Genomic DNA, 17276 nt, shown 5'->3' with positions numbered 1-17276 from the left:
CGGGGGCGGCTCCCGGCGGGAGCCGCCCCCGCGGATCACACCGCCAGCGGCTCCAGGTCCCGGTGGACCCGGCGCTCGTCGCGGGCGTACCGCGTCAGTCCGTGGTCCTCGCCGAGCAGCCGCGTCAGCTCGGCCACCGTTTCGGCCCGGACCCGGTTCGCCTCCTCCTTGCGGCCCATCATGTCCAGGCTGACCGCCATGTTGGAGGCGCTCGCCAGGGTCTCCGGGTGGTGCACGCCCAGCGCCTCGCGCAGCCGCATCACGGCGAGCCGCTCCAGCTCCAGGGCGCCCTCCGGATCGCCCAGGTCGGCCCGGGCGTTGGCCAGGTTGAGGTTGGCGAAGATGGTGTGCGGGTGGTTGTCGCCCAGCACCTCGCGCATGTGGTGGATGGTCTGGCGCAGCATCTGGTCGGCGGTCTCCGCCGCCCCCGTGCCCCAGTGGAACACCGCGAGGTTGTTGACCGCGGCCAGGGTGTACGGGTGCCGCTCGCCCGGCACCTTGACGTACTCGTCCACCACCTCCTGGGCCAGGTCCCGCGCCGCACCCGGGTCCCCGGTCGCGAACAGGTCCGCGGCCAGGTTGAGTTCGCAGGCCAGGAGGTCCGGGTTGACCGACGTGTACTTGGCCCGGTACCGGTTGCGGGTCGCCGTCGTCAGACGCAGCGCGTCCTCCACGTCACCCGCCCTGCGCAGCGAGACCGCCAGGTTCTTGGCCGCCGACAGGGTGCCGGGGAAGGCCCGGCCCAGGGTCCGCTTGTAGATCTCGTACGTCCGGCTCAGCAGCTGCACCGAGTCGTCGTAGCGGCCGACCTCGCGCAGGTCGCGCGCCAGGTTCTGCGCCGAGGACAGGGTGTACGGATGGTCCGTGCCCAGCACCTCGGTGCGCCGGTCGAAGACCTCCTGGTCGATCTCCCTGGCCCGCGCGTACTGCCCGATCATGCGCAGGTTCAGCGCCAGGTTGTTCGCGGCGGCCAGGGTGCGCGGGTGGGCCTCGTGGAAGATCTGCCCGAAGCCCTCGTGCGCGGCGTTGGCCAGCTCCATCGCCTCGCCGTAGCGGCCGAGCGCGCCCAGGTCCATCGCCAGACCGCTGGTCGTCATGTACGTGTGCGGGTGCGAGACGCCCAGCGCCGCCTGCTGGCGCTCCAGCGTGCCCTCGTCCAGCTCCATCGCCTCCACGAACCGGCCCTGCGAACGCAGGATGTTGGAGAGGTGGAAGCGCAGGTACAGGTACTGGAGGTCGTCGCCGCCCAGGGTCTCGCGCCAGGTCTCGCGCAGCTCCTCGCCCAGCGCGTACGCGGCCTTGAAGTCGCCGCGCTTCCAGAGGTAGCGGACGCGGTCGATCAGCAGCCGGCGGGTCTCCGGCTCCTTGCAGAACCGGGCCTCGGACGGGGTCAGGTGCGGCCAGATGGTGTTGAACCGCGGCCAGGTCTCCGGGTTGTCTATCGGCTCGTCGTCGTCCGGCCGGGCACCCGCGAGGATCCGGTGCACCGCGTGCCGGGCCTCGCGCTGCTCCTCCTCGGAGAGCTGCGCCCGGATCACGGCCTGCACCAGGCGGTGCACCTGGATGCTGTTGCTGACCTGGTCGACCTTGGCGAGCGCGAACCGGCCGATCTCCCGGATCACGCGGCCCAGTACGAGCTTCTCCTGGAGGGAGGAGTCGTACGGCTTGAGTGCGTCGATCATCTCCTTGCTGTACAGCAGGTTCGCCGAGATCGGCTCGGGCGCGAAGAAGGCGCACAGCTGGAGCAGCCGCACGGCCGCGGGGGAGCGGGACTGCAGCCGCTCTATGGAGACGTTCCAGGTGGCGGCCACCGGCTCCGGGTAGCCGGGCGGCTGGTTCAGCGCCAGCACGCGGGCGGCCTGCTGGGCCAGCTGCTCGATGTACGCGGACACCGGGGTCGCGGTCTCCGCGATCCAGGCGCCCGCCTGCTCGACGGCCAGCGGCAGGTCGCCGACGGCGATGGCCACCTGCTCGGCGTCCTCCTTGCTGAGCCCGGGGGCCCGGCGCTGGAGGTGCTCGATGGACTCCTCGCGCAGGAACACGTCCACCGGGAGGGCGTCGCCGTACTGGGACCAGGACTGGTTGCGGGAGGTGACCAGCACGTGCCCCGGGCCGCCCGGCGGGAAGTACCGTTTGAGCGTCTCGGGATCGTCGGCGTTGTCGAAGACGAGCAGCCAGCGCGAGGAGGGAACCCCGCGCCGCAGCAGGTCGATCGCCTCCTGGGAGGCGGCCGACATGTCCTCGCCGGTCTGCGCGCCGAGGCGTACGGCCAGTTCCGCGAGGGCCGCGACCACGTCGTCGGTCTGCTCGGCGGAGATCCACCAGACCAGGTCGTAGTCGGCCATGAAGCGGTGGACGTACTCCAGCGCGACCTGGGTCTTGCCGACGCCGCCGAGCCCGAACAGGGTCTGCGGCTGCGGCAGCACCACGGATATGCCGCCGCCGAGCTGGTCGCGCATCCGCTCCAGCACGATGGAGCGGCCGGTGAAACCGGGGTTGCGGGGCGGTGCGTTCCAGATCTTCGGGACCGTCCCCGGGAAGCGGGGGCCGGGCGCGGAGGCGCTGGCGACGGTGTCGGGCAGCGCCATGGGCCGTTCCACGGCGCGCAGCAGCGCGGTCGTGGCGTGCACCTCGTCGAGGCGGAACAGGTCCACGGGATTGCGGTCGATGTACGGGGTGGACAGGCGCACGTCGCCCACCCGCAGCGGCACCAGCTGGCGCCGCCCCCCGGTCGGGTCCTCGGCGGCGGCCCGCTCCCACACGTCCACCGCGCGGGCGGACTTGAGGTAGGCGCTGGAGAGCAGCACCACGGTCCGCGCGGCGGTGTCGACGCTGATCCCGGCTCCGCCCAGGGTGTCCCCGCCGGCGGTGGCCGGGGCCCGTTCGGCGGAGACGTCCCGGGGGACGACCCGGAAGCCGGCCCGGGTGAGCACCGATTCGATCCAGTCGGCCCACATGCGGTTCTCGGCGACGTAGGAGAGGAAGAGGTCCGCGGGCAGGGCGGGGCGGCGCCGGGTGAAGGCGTCGCGGATGCGCAGCCGCACCTCCTCGCCGATGGCGGGCATCGAGGTGACGTCGCCCTCGGTGACCACGGCGGTGAGCCGTTCGAAGGCGGAGAGCAGGGAGTTGGTGAGCCCGGCCTCGTCCCCGAAGGTGGCCAGGGTCTCCTCGTAGGCGTAGTAGGGGCGGTACGGGATCTCCACCGCGCCCCAGTAGGAGGTGAGGTCGTCCCCGATCAGGCCGTTGGGGAAGCGGTCGAACTTGATCCGGGCCAGGGCGCGGCCGGCGTCGGCCTTCTCCTTCTCGCCCTCGTCGATGCGCATCGGGACCGGGTAGATCTTGATGCCGCGGTCGTTGAACCGCTCGTCGATCTGCCGGGCCACGGAGGCCGCGCCGTCGATGGACTGGTCGGAGAGGGTGAAGCAGTCGACCAGGACGTCGGGCAGGTGGACCGTGCAGATGTCGGCTATGTCGGAGAGGCCGGTGCGGCTGTCGATCAGGACGTAGTCGTAGTTCCGCTTCATGTCCGCCCGTAAGGCGTCGAAGAAGAGCCCGCCGCCGAGCCGGTCGTAGAAGTTGTCCCAGTCGAACGTCGAGACGGTCGCCGAGTACTCGCGGTTCTGCCGGCCCGCCGACACGAAGTCGAGGGTCCCGCCGTCGGGGAACTCCCACCCGAGGGTCTCGGGGGTGAGCGAGACGGCGTGCGGCTGGATCCGCGCGTAGTCCTTGTGCCAGTCGTCGGCGCGCTGCACCGGGCTGGTGGCGGCCCACGCGTACTCGCTGATCAGGTCGATGACCCCGGTGGTGGCGCCGAGGGTGGAGGGGTCCAGGAAGGGGTGGAAGAAGCGGTGCAGGCCGGGAGCCTCCAGGTCCCAGTCCACGGCGAGGACCCGCTTGCCGTTGGCGGCAAGGATCCAGGCGGTGTTGGCCAGCGCCATGGTGCGGCCCGTGCCGCCCTTGTACGAGTAGAAGGTGACGATGCGTCCCTCGCGGTGCTCGTCACCGCCGTCGTGCTGGCTGTCACGACTCTGGCTGTCACGACTCGATGTCATCCGCGTCCCCCCGGTCGTTGTCGTTGTTGTCGGTGGGCCCGTCGGCCCGGCCGGACCCCGCGTACCCGTCGCCCGTATCGCCCGCGGTGGGCGGGAAGGGGGCGGGCGGTGGGGCCGGCGGCCCGTTCATCCCCATCGGACCGAGCAGCCGGGGCCGTTCGGTGCCGGCCGCGGGGCTGCCGGCCGGCGGATAGACCTGGGCGTGTCTGAGGAACTGCTGGGCGGCGGCCTCGACCACCTGCGGCAGGATCTGCCCGAGGGTCTCCATGTTGGCCACGCCGTTGGCGGCGGCCCGGCAGGCGGCCCGGCCCTGGCTCATCTTGACGGGCATGGTCTCTTCGAGCCGGTGGGCCAACTCGCTCTCCTTCGCGCGGCTCTGGTGGTCGTACCGGTTCCACGGCACGACCACGTTGATCCACGGCCGGGACTCCTGGTCGAAGGCGGCCAGCCGCTGCCGGCGCTGCTCGTCCTCCACCGCCCACCGGTCCACGATGAGGATCTCGGGCCGGGTCGGCGGCTGCTTGGAGTCGAAGTGCCCGGCCTCGTCGTCGAACGACCCCACCGTCGTCTGGTAGTTGAGATTGCGCACCAGGTCCTCGGCCACGTAGGCGATGGACCGCTGGGAGACCGGGTGGTACGGGTTCCAGTCCAGCGCGCTGTCCCCGTAGTACTCGGGGCTGCGGCCCTCGGGCAGATCGTGCCGGGAGGAGGCGGCCACGGTGACGTGCAGGGTGCGGGCGGTGCTGCTGGGGGTTCCGTTCGGAGAGCCGAAGGCGCTGGGCACCAGCCGGTAGTCGAGCGGCCGGATCGGATCGAGCCGGACGGTCTCGGCAACCCGGACGATCCGCTTGGCGAGTTCGTACACGGCGCTCTCGTACTGCTCGGCGTAGCCCCGCAGTTTGATCAGGCCGTAGAGCCCGTCGGTGACGTACCGCTCGCCGAAGGTGTTGTGGTTGAACTGCAACCGCTCGGCCGGCAGGGGCAGTTGGGAGGGCGGAACCGGCACCCATAACGCGGGCACGATGGCATCGGCCGGCTGGTTGCTGAGCGCCACGTGGTGGATGGTGCGCTGCGCGAAGGCGAACCACTCCCTCCCGCACATTTCGCTGGCGAAGTAGCGCGGCGAGAACAGGGGGACGAAGACCCGGCAGGTGGCGAGCGCCGCCCCGAGCCGTTCCGACCAGCCCTCACCGCTGCGTATCTCCCGGTCCATGAAGCCGGCCTCGGCTCCCGCGGGCAGATTGGTCAGCGCCATGACATGGCTGCAGAGATCGCGGAAAAGCCGCTCCACCCACATGTCCGGGTCCGGTCCTCCCGCCCCGAACCTCGGTGTATGCGCATAACTGAGAAAAAAGTACGGCTGCACTGATGCGGGCACACGACCCCCGTCCCGAAGATGCGAGCGAAGAAACATCATTCCGGAGCTGCTCCGCCACATCCCCTCATCGTTCAGTCAATCAGCGTCTGTTTTCGGTCATCCATTCAAGCGCGTGATCGACGGCATGCGGAAGGGCGAAGAGCATGGTCGATGCTCCGCCGATCCGCCCCCGGCGTATCCCCTCTTCCGGAAACGCCCTGCCGATCTCGGCGAAATCGCTGTCATCCAGCGCGATGTCCTCGTACGCGGTCCACCCTTCCCCCTCAGGCCGTCCGGGCTGCCCACCCGGAACCCCTGGAAGGTTCACCTTCACCACACACTCGTACATGCGCAAGGGGGGCTGCGGAATTCGATACTCCGCGAGATGGAAAGCGGTGCAGACGGAAAATCCCACATTGATCATGAGTACCTTCCATCCCTCCCCGCACATCTTTCCCAGGGGGGATTCCTCGCCCAAATGGCTGGTCAGCGGATGTCCCGCGCACAGTTCCCGGGCGCCTTCCCCGACCGCGGCGAACGAGGTCTGCGGATGCCCGCTGCGTGCGGCTCCCGGGGCGGTGCGCACCGCCTCGGCGAGGACCCCCATGCCGTGGCTCGGGGTGCGCGCCGGGTCGAAGGCGGGCATCCGCGCGCGGAAGGCCCGTACGCCCTCCTCGGAGAGGCCCGCGATCCCCGCCAGGTGCGCGGTGGAGGTCTTGGAGTTCTGCGGGGTGAAGGCCGGCACCGCGAGGGTGCCGTGCGGGCCGACGGCGGTGAGGAGGGCGTCGCGCAGCTCCTCGGCGCGCAGGCCGGCGCCGCCGAGGGAGGCGTGCACCAGGAGCCGCATGCCGGGGCGGACGCCCAGCGCGTGGAGCGGGCCCGTCACGCGTCGACCGTCTTCATCTCCCAGCGGAGCTGCTCCACGAGCCGCTTGCCGGTGCTGGTCAGCTCCGCGGCCCCCGACAGCCGGTCCAGCGCCCGGTTGATCCGGTCCAGCCCGTCGGGCTCGGAGGCGGCGGTCGCCCGCCGGTAGGCCTCCACGGCCACCCGCTCGTGAACGTCGGCCAGCAGCCGGGACACCGGGACCGGGCGCTCCCGCCAGGGCGAGGGGTGCTGCCACGCGCCGTCCAGCGCGTACAGGTCGGCCACCTCGGTCAGCGCCTGCAGTCCGGCCCGCCGCCGCCCGGTCAGCAGCGCGAGCGCGGTCTCCGCCACCCCCGCCGCGTACGGCACTCCGAGCGCGCCCGGACCGTGCCGCCCGGCCTCGCCCCAGCCGCGGGCCCGGGGGCCGCCCGCGAGCGGGGTCACGGTGGTCAGCCCGGTGGCGGCCGCCCGCGCGAACTCGGGCACCGAGGCGTGCAGCAGCGCCCACGCCGCGTCGAGGCGCTCCCGCCACTCCTCGGCCTCGCCGGCGCCGAGCCGCAGCCTGGGCGGGCGGGCGAAGCAGTTGCGGTGCGGATCCAGGTCCTCCAGCGCCACCGGGGCCGCGTCGGGCCCCGGCGACCAGGTGCGTACGGGCTGCCAGCGGGCGTCACCCGCCGCGGGCCCGAAGCGGTGCTCGGGGCGGCCCTCCTCGCGGACGGCGTACCCCCCGTCGGCGGCGTGCAGCGTGGCCCGGCCGTCGGTGCCGGGCTCGCCCAGGCGCAGCAGGCCGAGCGTCGGCAGGTACACCTCGCCGTCCCGGTAGACGACCTCGGCGGGCAGGTCGAGCCCGCCGCGCAGGACGGCGGCGGCGGCCAGCGCGGTCAGCAGGCGGGCCGCCTGCGGGGCGTCGGGGCGGCCGCGCTGCCCGGGGTCGAGGCAGGCCATGACCCAGGTCCGGGTGAAGGGGTGGGCCAGTACGGCGTCCACCGCGTCCGCGCCCGCCCGTCCGGCCCGCTCCACGGCGCCCAGCACCCGCCAGGCCCGCTGCCAGTCGGAATCACCCGTACGGCGGTCGTTCAAGAGGGCGAGCAGGTCCCTGGTGAGCTGCTCCTGGGAGTCGGCCAGCCGGGCCGGGTCGGAGAGTTCCGGCGCGCTCGTGCGGGCGCTCGTACGCCCTTCCACGCCGTCGACGAGCTCGCGCAGGTCGGTGCAGTAGACGGAGGGGTTGTCGAACCCCCCGCCGTCTCCGGGCCCCGGCGCGTCGGACGGACCCGCCTTGTAGCGGTGCGTGTAGAGACCGCCGCCGCACGAACGTACGACGGGGCACCGCCGGCACGTCTCGCTGACGCCGGCCAGGCGCAGTTGCCGGGCGCGGACCCCGGGATGGGAGGCGACCAGGTCGAAGGCGTGGTCGAAGACGTTGAACCCGGTGGCGGCGGCTCCCTCGAAGGCGCTCTTCAGGGAGTCCACTTGTTCCAGGTTCCCGTCGGTCTCCACCACGACGAGATCGGTGGGCGCGAGGCCGAGGGACTCGGTGAGGCTGGGGCCGCCGGCCAGGGTGGAGAACAGCGAGTCGAAGAGCCGCACGGGGACCGGGCGGCCGCGGTGCTCCCAGTGGTCGAAGACCCGCAGCAGCCAGCGCGCGTACGTGTCGGGGGCCCCGTCGGGGCGCACCGGGGGCGTCTGCCAGGTGGCGTGCGGGAGGAGGAAGTCCACGCGCGGCGGGGCCAGTTCGACCAGGGCGTCGAGTACGGCCACCGGGTCGTTGGCCACGTCGATGGTGCAGAGCAGGCCCTGGTAGAGGTGCCGGTAGGGCTCGGTGCGCAGGAGGTCCACGGCGGCCAGGACCAGGGGGTGGCTGGTGCGTCCGTCGGCGAAGCGCCGGTGGCGGTCGTTGGCCGCGCGGTCCCCGTCGAGGGAGACGCTGACGCTGACGCCGAATTCCGCGAAGAGGTCCAGGTAACGGGGGCTGAGCTGCAGGCCGTTGGTGTGCATGCGCAGATCGAGGGCGGCGATGCCGTCGAGGGCGCGGGTGAATTCCTCGCACACGAGCCGGAGGCGCGCGGGGCCCGCGAGAAGCGGTTCCCCTCCGTGAAGGATGACCGTGACGGAGGGGAGTGCGTGTGTCCTGGCGTGTTCCGCGAGCCGCGACGCGGTTTGTGCGATCACCTCGGGGGAGATCACTTTCGGCCGGGCGCGCCAGCTCTGATCTGCGTGTTCATAGACATAGCAATGATCACACGCAAGATCGCATCTGCTGTGAACTTTCAGGACGATCTCGCGAAAAGCGATCAGGCCGGTCATTCCGCCAGTCTAGAGCGCTGACTTCCTCGTCAGAGTGCAGAGTTGAAGATGGGCGCCTGAACCTTTCGACCGGATTCCGTCGGGAGGACACGACCCAGGGTCGCGGCCGCGCGCGCACCCCGGACATCGATCCGGTCGAGCGGGACCCGGAGGGCCGTGACGGTGCTGGCCGGGTGGGTTGCGGAGGTGTTCATGACGCCGTCCTCGGGGAGGTCATGGGGAATGGGAAGGGGACATTGGCGAGGAGCCAGTGTCTGGCGCGGACTTTACCTGCCCGGATGCGCTTCGGCTGCTTGAACATGGACGCGGGTTCTCACAATGTGACCTCTCGGGCCGGCGAATGTGACGAACGATCACGCGCCCGTGGCATGGGTGATCGAATGCGACGGGGAGCGGTGCCGGGGGTTTACCTGAACGAAAGATCCATTTCTCGCCCGCGGTCTCCGGGCCTGCCTCCCCGGCCCCTCTCCAGCCCCCTCCTACGCCGGCTGCTGCTCGTTCACCGGAGGCGCGGGCACCTCCCTGAGCAGCCATGTCAGTACGTCGGGCAGGGCGCGCAGGGCCGCGAAGTGCGCGGCGGCCGGGTCGATGTTCGTGGTGGCGCCCGGGATGCGGCTGGCCAGCCAGCGGGAGTGGCCCACCGGTGAGAACACGTCGAGCTCGCCGTGCCAGATCAGTACCGGGCAGCGGATGTCCGCCGGGTCGAAGCCCCAGGGGCCGCTGAAGGCGATGGCGTCGTCGATCCAGCCGTAGGCGGAGGTGCGGACCCCCTCGCGGTAATTGCGCAGCAGCATGGCCCGCAGCCCCGCGTCCGCGACGATCATGCGGTCGCTGTCGGTGAGCTCGCGGCGCAGCTCGTCCAGCAGCCGGCCGGGGTCCTCGGCGATCCCCGCGGCGCGCGGGATCAGCCGGGCGGCGAGCTCTTCGGGGTCCCGGCCGGCCGTGGAGTGCTCCCGGACGTTCGAGGGGGACATGCCCTCGAACCAGTCCAGGTTCTCCGCGTCCCGGGGGGCCAGGGAGACCAGCGCGGCGGTCCGGGTGACCCGGTCGGGGAGCAGGGCGGCGCAGGCCAGCGCGCCCGGGGCGCCGCCGGAGCGGCCGGCCACGGCGAAGCTGTCCAGGCCCAGGGAGTCGGCGATCGCGGCCACCTCCGCGGCCACGTCGGCGACGGTGCGTCCCGGATGGCGGTCGGAGCCCCCGTAGCCGGGCCGGTCGTAGGCGATGAGCTGCATCCGGCGCTGGTAGAGGACCATGCCCCGGGGGGCGGGGCCCAGCCGGCTGCCGGGCATGCCGTGGAGCAGGAAAACGGGTTTGCCGTCCGGGTCGCCCCAGCGCTCCACCGTCAGATTCCGTCCGTCCGCGACGCGCACCTGACTGCGCACGCGCTCCCTCCCTCACGGTCGACGCGACTCGTCACGGTGATTGTGCTCGCTGGGGGAGGAGTGCGGTAGGGCGCACTTCGCGCGAAATTCTTGTGAAAGATTTCACAAGCGCGCAGGGGTCTTAGGTCCTGAGATGTTCATGCAGGTCAGAGGGGTGATCGAGGGCGAGTGAACGGGTGTGAACGGCCCTTCGGCCCTGCGGGAAAGGGCTTTTTCGGCAGCACGGCTTCCGCTTTTGGGTGTCGAATTGAGTCATCAGGAAAGCGGTTCGGGTCGAGTCGAAATGAAGGAGTTCCTGCCATGCAGGCGAACGAGATGGTGGACGGACTGGTCCAGGGGGCGCTCAAGGCGCTCGACCAGTTCTCGTCGTTCAACCAGGAGCAGGTCGACCACATCGTCAAGAAGGCCTCGCTGGCCGCGCTGAGCCGGCACGGCGAGCTCGCCCGGCTCGCCGTCGACGAGACCGGCCGCGGACTCTTCGAGGACAAGGCCGTCAAGAACCTCTTCGCCTGCGAGCACGTCGTGAACTCGATGCGCGGCCTGAAGACCGCCGGCGTCATCCGCCGCGACGAGCTGAACGGCATCACGGAGATCGCCGAGCCGGTCGGCGTCGTCTGCGCGATGACCCCGGTCACCAACCCGACCTCGACCACGATCTTCAAGGCCCTGATCGCCCTGAAGACCCGCAACCCGATCATCTTCGCCTTCCACCCCTCCGCGCAGAACTGCTCGGCCGAGGCCGCCCGCATCGTCCGCGACGCCGCCGTCGCCGCCGGCGCCCCCGAGGACTGCGTCCAGTGGGTCACCGCCCCCTCCATGGAGGCCACCGGCGCCCTCATGAACCACCCGGGCGTCTCCACCATCCTCGCGACCGGCGGAAACGCCATGGTCAAGGCCGCGTACTCGTGCGGCAAGCCGGCCCTGGGCGTCGGCGCGGGCAACGTCCCGGCGTACGTCCACAAGAGCGCCAAGCTCGGCCGCGCGATCCACGACATCGTGCTCTCCAAGGCCTTCGACAACGGCATGATCTGCGCCTCGGAGCAGGCCGTCATCCTCGACGCCGAGATCTACGAGAAGGGCCTCGCCGAGTTCAAGCGGCTCGGCGCCCACGTGGTCTCCGCCGCCGAGAAGACCAAGCTGGAGCAGTTCGTCTTCGGCACCACCGCCTACGCGGCCGACACCTCCGCCGCCAAGCTGAACCCGGCGGTCGTCGGCAAGTCCCCGCAGTGGATCGCCGAGCAGGCCGGCTTCACCGTCCCCGCCGACGCCTCGATCCTCCTCGCGGAGTGCAACGAGGTCGGCGAGAACGAGCCGCTGACCCGCGAGAAGCTGTCCCCGGTCCTGGCCGCCCTGAAGGCCTCCGACACCGAGCACGGCCTCGAACTGGCCGCCGCGATGGTCGAGTTCCACGGTCTGGGCCACAGCGCCGCCATCCACGCCGAGGACGAGGAGCTCGTCGAGGAGTTCGGCAGGAAGGTCAAGGCGATCCGCGTCATCGCCAACTCGCCCTCCACCTTCGGCGGCATCGGCGACGTCTACAACGCCTTCCTCCCCTCCCTCACCCTGGGCTGCGGCTCGTACGGGCACAACTCGGTGTCGAACAACGTCACCGCGGTCAACCTGATCAACGTCAAGCGGATCGGACGGCGCAACACCAACATGCAGTGGTTCAAGGTCCCGCCGAAGATCTACTTCGAGCGCAACTCCATCCGCTACCTAGGTGAGATGGACGGCATCAGCCGCGTCTCGATCGTCACCGACAAGACGATGGTCTCCCTCGGCTTCGTGCAGAAGGTCGTCGACATCCTGCAGGCCCGCGAGGGGGCCGTGTCGATCCAGATCATCGACAACGTCGAGCCCAACCCGGAGCTCTCCACCGTCCAGGCCGGCGCCGCGATGATGCGCGACTTCAAGCCCGACACGATCATCGGCCTCGGCGGCGGCTCGCCGATGGACGCCGCGAAGATCATGTGGCTGATGTACGAGCGCCCGGAGGTGGAGTTCGCCGACACGAAGGAGAAGTTCTTCGACGTGCGCAAGCGCGCCTACACGTTCCCCTCGCTCGGCGAGAAGGCCAAGATGGTCGCCATCCCGACCACCTCGGGCACCGGCTCCGAGGTCACCCCGTTCGCCGTCATCTCCGACCCGGCCGCGGCCCAGAAGTACCCGCTCGCCGACTACGCGCTGACCCCGAACGTCGCCATCGTCGACCCGATGCTGCCGATGGGCCTCCCGCCCAAGGTGACCGCCGACTCCGGCTTCGACGCCCTGACGCACGCCACCGAGGCCTACGTCTCCGCGTACTCGAACGACTACACCGACGGCCTGTGCCTCCAGGCCATCAAGCTCATCTTCGAAAACCTGCAGCGCTGCGTGGTCGACGGTCCGAACGACCCCGAGGCCCGCGAGAAGATGCACAACGCCTCCACGGTGGCGGGCATGGCCTTCGCCAACGCCTTCCTGGGCATGGTCCACGCCATGGCGCACACCCTGGGCAACACCTTCCACGTCGCCCACGGCCGCACCAACGCGCTGCTCCTGCCGCACGTGATCCGCCACAACGGCACGGTCACCCACAAGGCCACCCCGTGGCCGAAGGCCGAGGTCTACCGGGCGCCGGAGCGCTTCCAGGAGATCGCGAAGATGCTGGGCCTGCCGGCCGCCACGGCCGCCGAGGGCGTCGAGTCCTACGCCAGGGCCGTCGAGGAGCTCCGCGGCACGTGCGGGATCACCTCCTCCTTCGCCGAGGAGGGCGTGGACGAGCAGGCCTTCATCGAGGCCCTGCCGGCCCAGGCCATGAACGCCTACGCCGACCAGTGCGCCCCCGCCAACCCGCGGATGCCGATGATCGACGACCTGAAGCAGCTCATGCGTCAGGCGTACTACGGCAACGCCGAGGGCGCCCCGGCCAAGAAGGCCGCCGCCAAGAAGAAGTAGCCGCCGAGAGGGGGCGACCCCGAAGATCCTCCGCCAAGGAGCGGAAGAGCCCGCCCGGGACGCCAAGGCCCGGGCGGGCTTTCCACGTGTCCGGGTGCGGCCGGGCTCAGGTGTGGGCCCGGGTTCAGGGGTGGGCCGGGGCCGGGCTCAGGTGTGCGGGATCAGCAGGGCCGCCGCCGAGCGGGCGCGCTCCAGGGAGGTGGCCCGGTCCGCGCCGCGCTCGCCCAGCACCACCCGGGTGCTCAGCCCGTCCAGCAGGGCGAGCAGCTCCGAGGCGCGGGCGGGGACGTCCAGGCCGGCGGCGAAGCGGCCCTGTTCCACTCCTTTGGCGAGGAGCGCCTCCAGGTCCTGCCTCCAGCCGTCGTCGATCTCCTGCTGGGCGGCGCGCAGCGGCTCGTTCGAGGGGATGCGGGCCCACAGCTCGATCCAGAGCGTCCAGCGCGGATCGCGGGGGCCGCGGGGCAGGTAGAGCTCCAGGAAGAGCGCGAGCTTGCGGTGGGCGCTGACCCGGCGGCCCAGCAACTCGGTGCGCTCCCCGGTCAGTTGCTGCTCGCTCCAGCGCAGTGCGGTCAGCAGCAGCCGGTCCTTGCTGCCGAAGTAGTACAGGATGTGGCCGCCGCTGGTGCCGAGCCGTTCGGCGAGCGCGGACATGGTGAGCGTCGCCAGCCCGTCCTCGGCGATCGCCGTCATGGCCTCTTCCAGCATCCGCTCCTGGGTGATCCGCCCGTCGCGCCGCCGTGCCGCTCCCGCCACCGTGCCGCCCTCCCGGCCTTCGATCATCAAGATGATCTTGGTGATCTCCGTGATCCGACCTTATCCCGGACAGGGTCTTGACGAGGTCCCGGTCGACAGCGCATCTTGAATGCCATTCAAGAACTTAGAACGCCGTTCAAGGTCTGTTCACGGTTCGTGGTTCACGGTTCACCGCCGAAGGTCAGGGGCAGACGCATGGCACACCAGGAGACGACGGCCGCCGTCGACGAGGTCTTCAGAGTCGAGACGCACGGCATCGACCCCATCCCCGACGCCGAGCGCCACGGCGGGGCCAAGGACCTCTTCTGGCTCTGGTTCGGCTCCAACCTGACCTTCACCTACGTGATCAACGGAGCCCTCGCCGTCGCCTTCGGCCTCAGCTTCTGGCAGGCCACGGCCGTGGTCGTGATCAGCGGGCTCTCCTTCTTCGCGATCAGCGCCGCCGGCCTCAGCGGCATCCGCACCGGCACCGCCACCCTGGTCATCTCCCGGGCCGCCTTCGGCGTACGCGGCAACTGGCCGGCGGGCGTCCTCAACTGGGTGGTGAGCATCGGCTACACCATCGTCAACACCGTCGTCGGCACCCTGGCGCTGGAGGTGTTCTTCGCCGAAATCGGCCTGGGCGAAGGCACCGTGATCCGGGCCGCCGCGCTCGGCATCACCCTCGCGCTCACCTTCGCCGTCGCCATGTGGGGCCACGCCACGGTGCAGTTCGCCGAGCGCTGGATGGCCTACGTCCTGGCCGTCGGCTTCGGTGCCCTGCTGGTCTTCGTCCTGCCCGGCGCCGAGACCACCGCCCCGGCCGACGCCCTGGCCCCGGGCCTGTCAGGCTGGAGCCTGGCCTTCGTCGTGATGCTCGCCGGGCCGTTCTCGTACCTGCCGATGCCCGCCGACTACACCCGCTACCTGCCCCGCGCCACCTCGCTGAAGTCGATCACGTGGATGGGCGCGCTCGGCGGGTTCGTCTCCTCCGTCGCCCTCGGGATCGCCGGCGTGGCCGCCGCCACCCAGACCGACATGACCGACGCCGTCGCCGGGGCCGAGAGCCTGGTGCCCGGCTGGTTCCAGCCGCTGTTCCTGGCCCTGGTCCTGGGCGGCTCCGTCACCAACTCGATCATCACGCTCTACTCCTCCAGCCTGAACCTCCAGGTCCTCGGCATCCCGTGGAGCCGGGCCCGGGCCATCGTGATCAGCGCCGCCGTGACCGCCGCCGGATCGCTCGCCGCGCTCTTCCTCACCGACTTCACCACCTCGCTGCTGTCCTTCCTCTCGCTGCTGATCATCGTGTTCGCCCCCTGGGGCGGCGTCTTCCTCGCCGACATGCTGCTGCGCCGCTGCCGCTACGACGCCGACGCGCTGCACGCCGGGAGCGAGGGGGCCTACTGGTACCGCGCCGGCTACCACCCGGCCGGCATGGCCGCCCTGCTCGCCGGTATGGCCTTCGCCGCCCTGACCTGCGACTCCGCGCTGTGGACCGGTCCGCTCGTGGCCCCGCTCGGCGGCGCGGACCTCACCCTGCTCGGCTCGGTGGTCTCCGGGCTCACGTACTGGGCCCTCGCCCGGCGGACGCCCGCGTACGTCCCGGCCGCCTGAGGGCTCCCGCCGGACCGTCCCGGCTGCGTGGGGGGCTCCCTCCGGCCGCTCCCGGCCGGCCGGGGCTCCCTCCCGGCCACGCCCGGCCCGGCTGGGGCTCCCGCCGGCCCGTCCCCGCTCGTCCGCACCCCCTCTGCACAGGAGCACCACCCCATGTCACACCCCGCCCCCGCCGACCTGCTCCTCACCGGAGCCCGCATCCACACCGTCGACCCGGAGCTGCCCGAGGCCGAAGCCCTCGCCGTGCGCGGCGGGCGGATCGTCTGGGTGGGCCCGGACGCGGAGGCCGCCGAGTGGGCGGGCCCGGACACCGAGCGGATCGACGCGGGCGGCCGGCTCGTGCTGCCCGGATTCATCGACGCCCACAACCACGTCCGGCTCGGCTCCGACGGCGCGTGCGTGCAGCTCGCCGGGGTGCGGACGCTCGAAGCCATCCTCGACCGGATCGGCGAGTGGCGGGAGGCCAACCCGGACGCCGAGTGGGTCGAGGCCGAGGCCTTCGACTACTCCGCGATCCCCGGTGGGCGCATGCCCACCGCCGCCGACCTGGACCCGGTCACCGGGGACACCCCCGCGATCGTGCTCTCGTACGACGTCCACACGGCCTGGCTGAACACGGCGGCGATGCGCCGGCTCGGAGTCGCGAAGGGCCGTACCGACCTGCCCTTCGGCACGGCCGCCGTGGACCCGGAGACCGGTGAACCGACCGGATTCGTCAAGGACTTCGCCATCAAGGGGCTCTCCCGCGACGGCCACCGCGCGCTGCGCGAGCTGGGTGTGCCGTGGGCCTCCCCGGACCGGCAGTACGGGCGCCTCGCCAAGAGCCTCGACGACGCGATCCGCTTCGGCATCACCACCGTCGTGGAGCCGCAGAACTCCCTGGACGACCTGGAACTCTACGACCGGGCGCGCGCCGAGGGCAGGCTGCGCTCGCGGATCGTCGCCGCGCTGTTCCATCCGCGCGGCACCACCGAGGAGGACCTCGACCTCTTCGAGGCGGCCGCCAAGGTGCACGCGGGAGACCGCTTCCGGGTGGGCCCGCTCAAGCTCTACATCGACGACGTGGTGGAGCCGCGCACGGCCGCGCTCCTGGAGCCGTACACCGGCTGCGGAGCGCACCGGGGCGAGACCTTCTACCCGGCGGAGGAGTTCGCGGAACTCCTCGCCCGGCTGGACGCGCGCGGCTTCCAGTGTTTCGTCCACGCCACCGGCGACCGGGGCATCCGTACGGTCCTGGACGCCGTCGAGCACGCCCGGGCGGTCAACGGCCCGCGCGACGCCCGCCACCAGGTGGTGCACGTGGAATGCCTGGACCCGCAGGACGTACCGCGCTTCGAGCAGCTCGGGGTGGTGGCCTGCATGCAGCCACGGCACTGCGCGCCGGAGATCGCCGGTCCGGGGCAGGACTGGGCGGAGAACGTGGGGGAGGGCCGCTGGCACAAGGCGTGGCCGATGCGGAGCCTCGCCGAGGCGGGGGCGGTCCTGGCCTTCTCCAGCGACTGGAACGTCGCCGAGATGGACCCGATGGTCGGCATCTACACGGCGCTGACCCGGCGCCCTCTGGAAGGCGGCGAACCGTGGCAGGAGCAGGAGACGGTGGACGCCCGGACGGCGGTGTACGGCTACACGATGGGCTCCGCGTACGCCAACTTCCTCGAGGAGGACCGGGGTTCCCTGACCGTCGGCAAGGCGGCCGACTTCGTGATCCTGTCCAGGGACATCCTCGCGGTGGCTCCGGAGCAGATCCCGGGAACGGTGGCGGAAACGGTGGTGGTCGCGGGCGAGGTGGTCCACCGGGCGGGGTAGGCCGGCGGAACGTTCGGGCGGGGCCCCGGGTGACCGTACGGATGCGCTGTCCGGATCTTCGGCCGAGGGATGCGGGTGCTGGAGTGCCGGGGCCCCTGACGGGCGGCGGATCGGCTGCCAGGCGCACGACGGCGAGGCCGCCGGCAGCCGTGCGTAACGCGATCATGGCGGGCGCACTACAGGTCTGTGGCCGAACGGGTCTGACGGGCATGGGCTGTTGTGTGGGGC

Annotated in this window: 10 protein-coding genes; 3 read left to right on the top strand and 7 right to left on the bottom strand. The window is 71.4% G+C overall.

What is annotated here, in order from left to right:
- Positions 1-35: 35 nt before the first annotated feature.
- The 6 genes from fxsT to AC6CKD_RS32120 all read right to left on the bottom strand — a co-directional run bounded on the left by fxsT (position 36) and on the right by AC6CKD_RS32120 (position 9959).
- Positions 36-4052, bottom strand: a complete 4017-nt coding sequence (fxsT, locus tag AC6CKD_RS32145) for an FxSxx-COOH system tetratricopeptide repeat protein (RefSeq protein ID WP_498332316.1) — start codon at positions 4050-4052, stop codon at positions 36-38.
- Positions 4036-5466 (bottom strand): TIR-like protein FxsC, encoded by a 1431-nt coding sequence (locus AC6CKD_RS32140; RefSeq protein ID WP_498332386.1) that lies wholly within the window; start codon positions 5464-5466, stop codon positions 4036-4038. Before AC6CKD_RS32140 ends, fxsT begins: the two co-directional genes overlap by 17 nt.
- A 43-nt stretch (positions 5467-5509) precedes the next feature.
- On the bottom strand, positions 5510-6295 hold the full coding sequence (locus AC6CKD_RS32135; RefSeq protein ID WP_498332314.1) for an AAC(3) family N-acetyltransferase: 786 nt from the start codon (positions 6293-6295) through the stop codon (positions 5510-5512).
- Positions 6292-8577, bottom strand: a complete 2286-nt coding sequence (gene fxsBH, locus AC6CKD_RS32130) for a radical SAM/SPASM protein FxsBH, inactivated beta-hydroxylase extension form (RefSeq protein ID WP_498332312.1) — start codon at positions 8575-8577, stop codon at positions 6292-6294. The genes AC6CKD_RS32135 and fxsBH overlap by 4 nt, the downstream gene beginning before the upstream one ends.
- 29 nt (positions 8578-8606) lie before the next feature.
- The gene (fxsA, locus tag AC6CKD_RS32125; RefSeq protein WP_498332310.1) at positions 8607-8771 is read right to left on the bottom strand and encodes an FxSxx-COOH cyclophane-containing RiPP peptide; all 165 of its coding nucleotides are present in this window, start codon (positions 8769-8771) and stop codon (positions 8607-8609) included.
- A 285-nt stretch (positions 8772-9056) separates the two neighbouring features.
- A complete protein-coding gene (locus tag AC6CKD_RS32120) occupies positions 9057-9959 on the bottom strand; it encodes an alpha/beta fold hydrolase (RefSeq protein ID WP_498332309.1) in 903 nt (300 codons plus the stop codon).
- Between the two features lie 300 nt (positions 9960-10259).
- Between AC6CKD_RS32120 and adhE the strand changes: the two genes are divergently transcribed.
- Complete coding sequence (gene adhE / locus AC6CKD_RS32115) at positions 10260-12896, top strand: bifunctional acetaldehyde-CoA/alcohol dehydrogenase (protein WP_498332307.1); 2637 nt, start codon at positions 10260-10262, stop codon at positions 12894-12896.
- A gap of 147 nt (positions 12897-13043) precedes the next feature.
- Here adhE and AC6CKD_RS32110 read toward each other — a convergent pair whose 3' ends face one another.
- Complete coding sequence (locus AC6CKD_RS32110; RefSeq protein WP_498332385.1) at positions 13044-13649, bottom strand: TetR/AcrR family transcriptional regulator; 606 nt, start codon at positions 13647-13649, stop codon at positions 13044-13046.
- A 195-nt stretch (positions 13650-13844) separates the two neighbouring features.
- On the opposite strand from AC6CKD_RS32110, the gene AC6CKD_RS32105 reads away from it, so the two are divergent.
- On the top strand, positions 13845-15242 hold the full coding sequence (locus tag AC6CKD_RS32105) for a purine-cytosine permease family protein (protein WP_498332305.1): 1398 nt from the start codon (positions 13845-13847) through the stop codon (positions 15240-15242).
- Positions 15243-15395: 153 nt separating this feature from the next.
- Positions 15396-17048: an amidohydrolase gene (locus AC6CKD_RS32100; RefSeq protein WP_498332304.1), complete on the top strand. Its 1653-nt coding sequence runs from the start codon at positions 15396-15398 to the stop codon at positions 17046-17048.
- Positions 17049-17276 lie beyond the last annotated feature (228 nt).

Source organism: Streptomyces sp. GQ60 (assembly GCF_059758875.1).
Note: the sequence above shows the minus strand (reverse complement) of the source record. Positions and strands in the feature narration are given on the sequence as shown.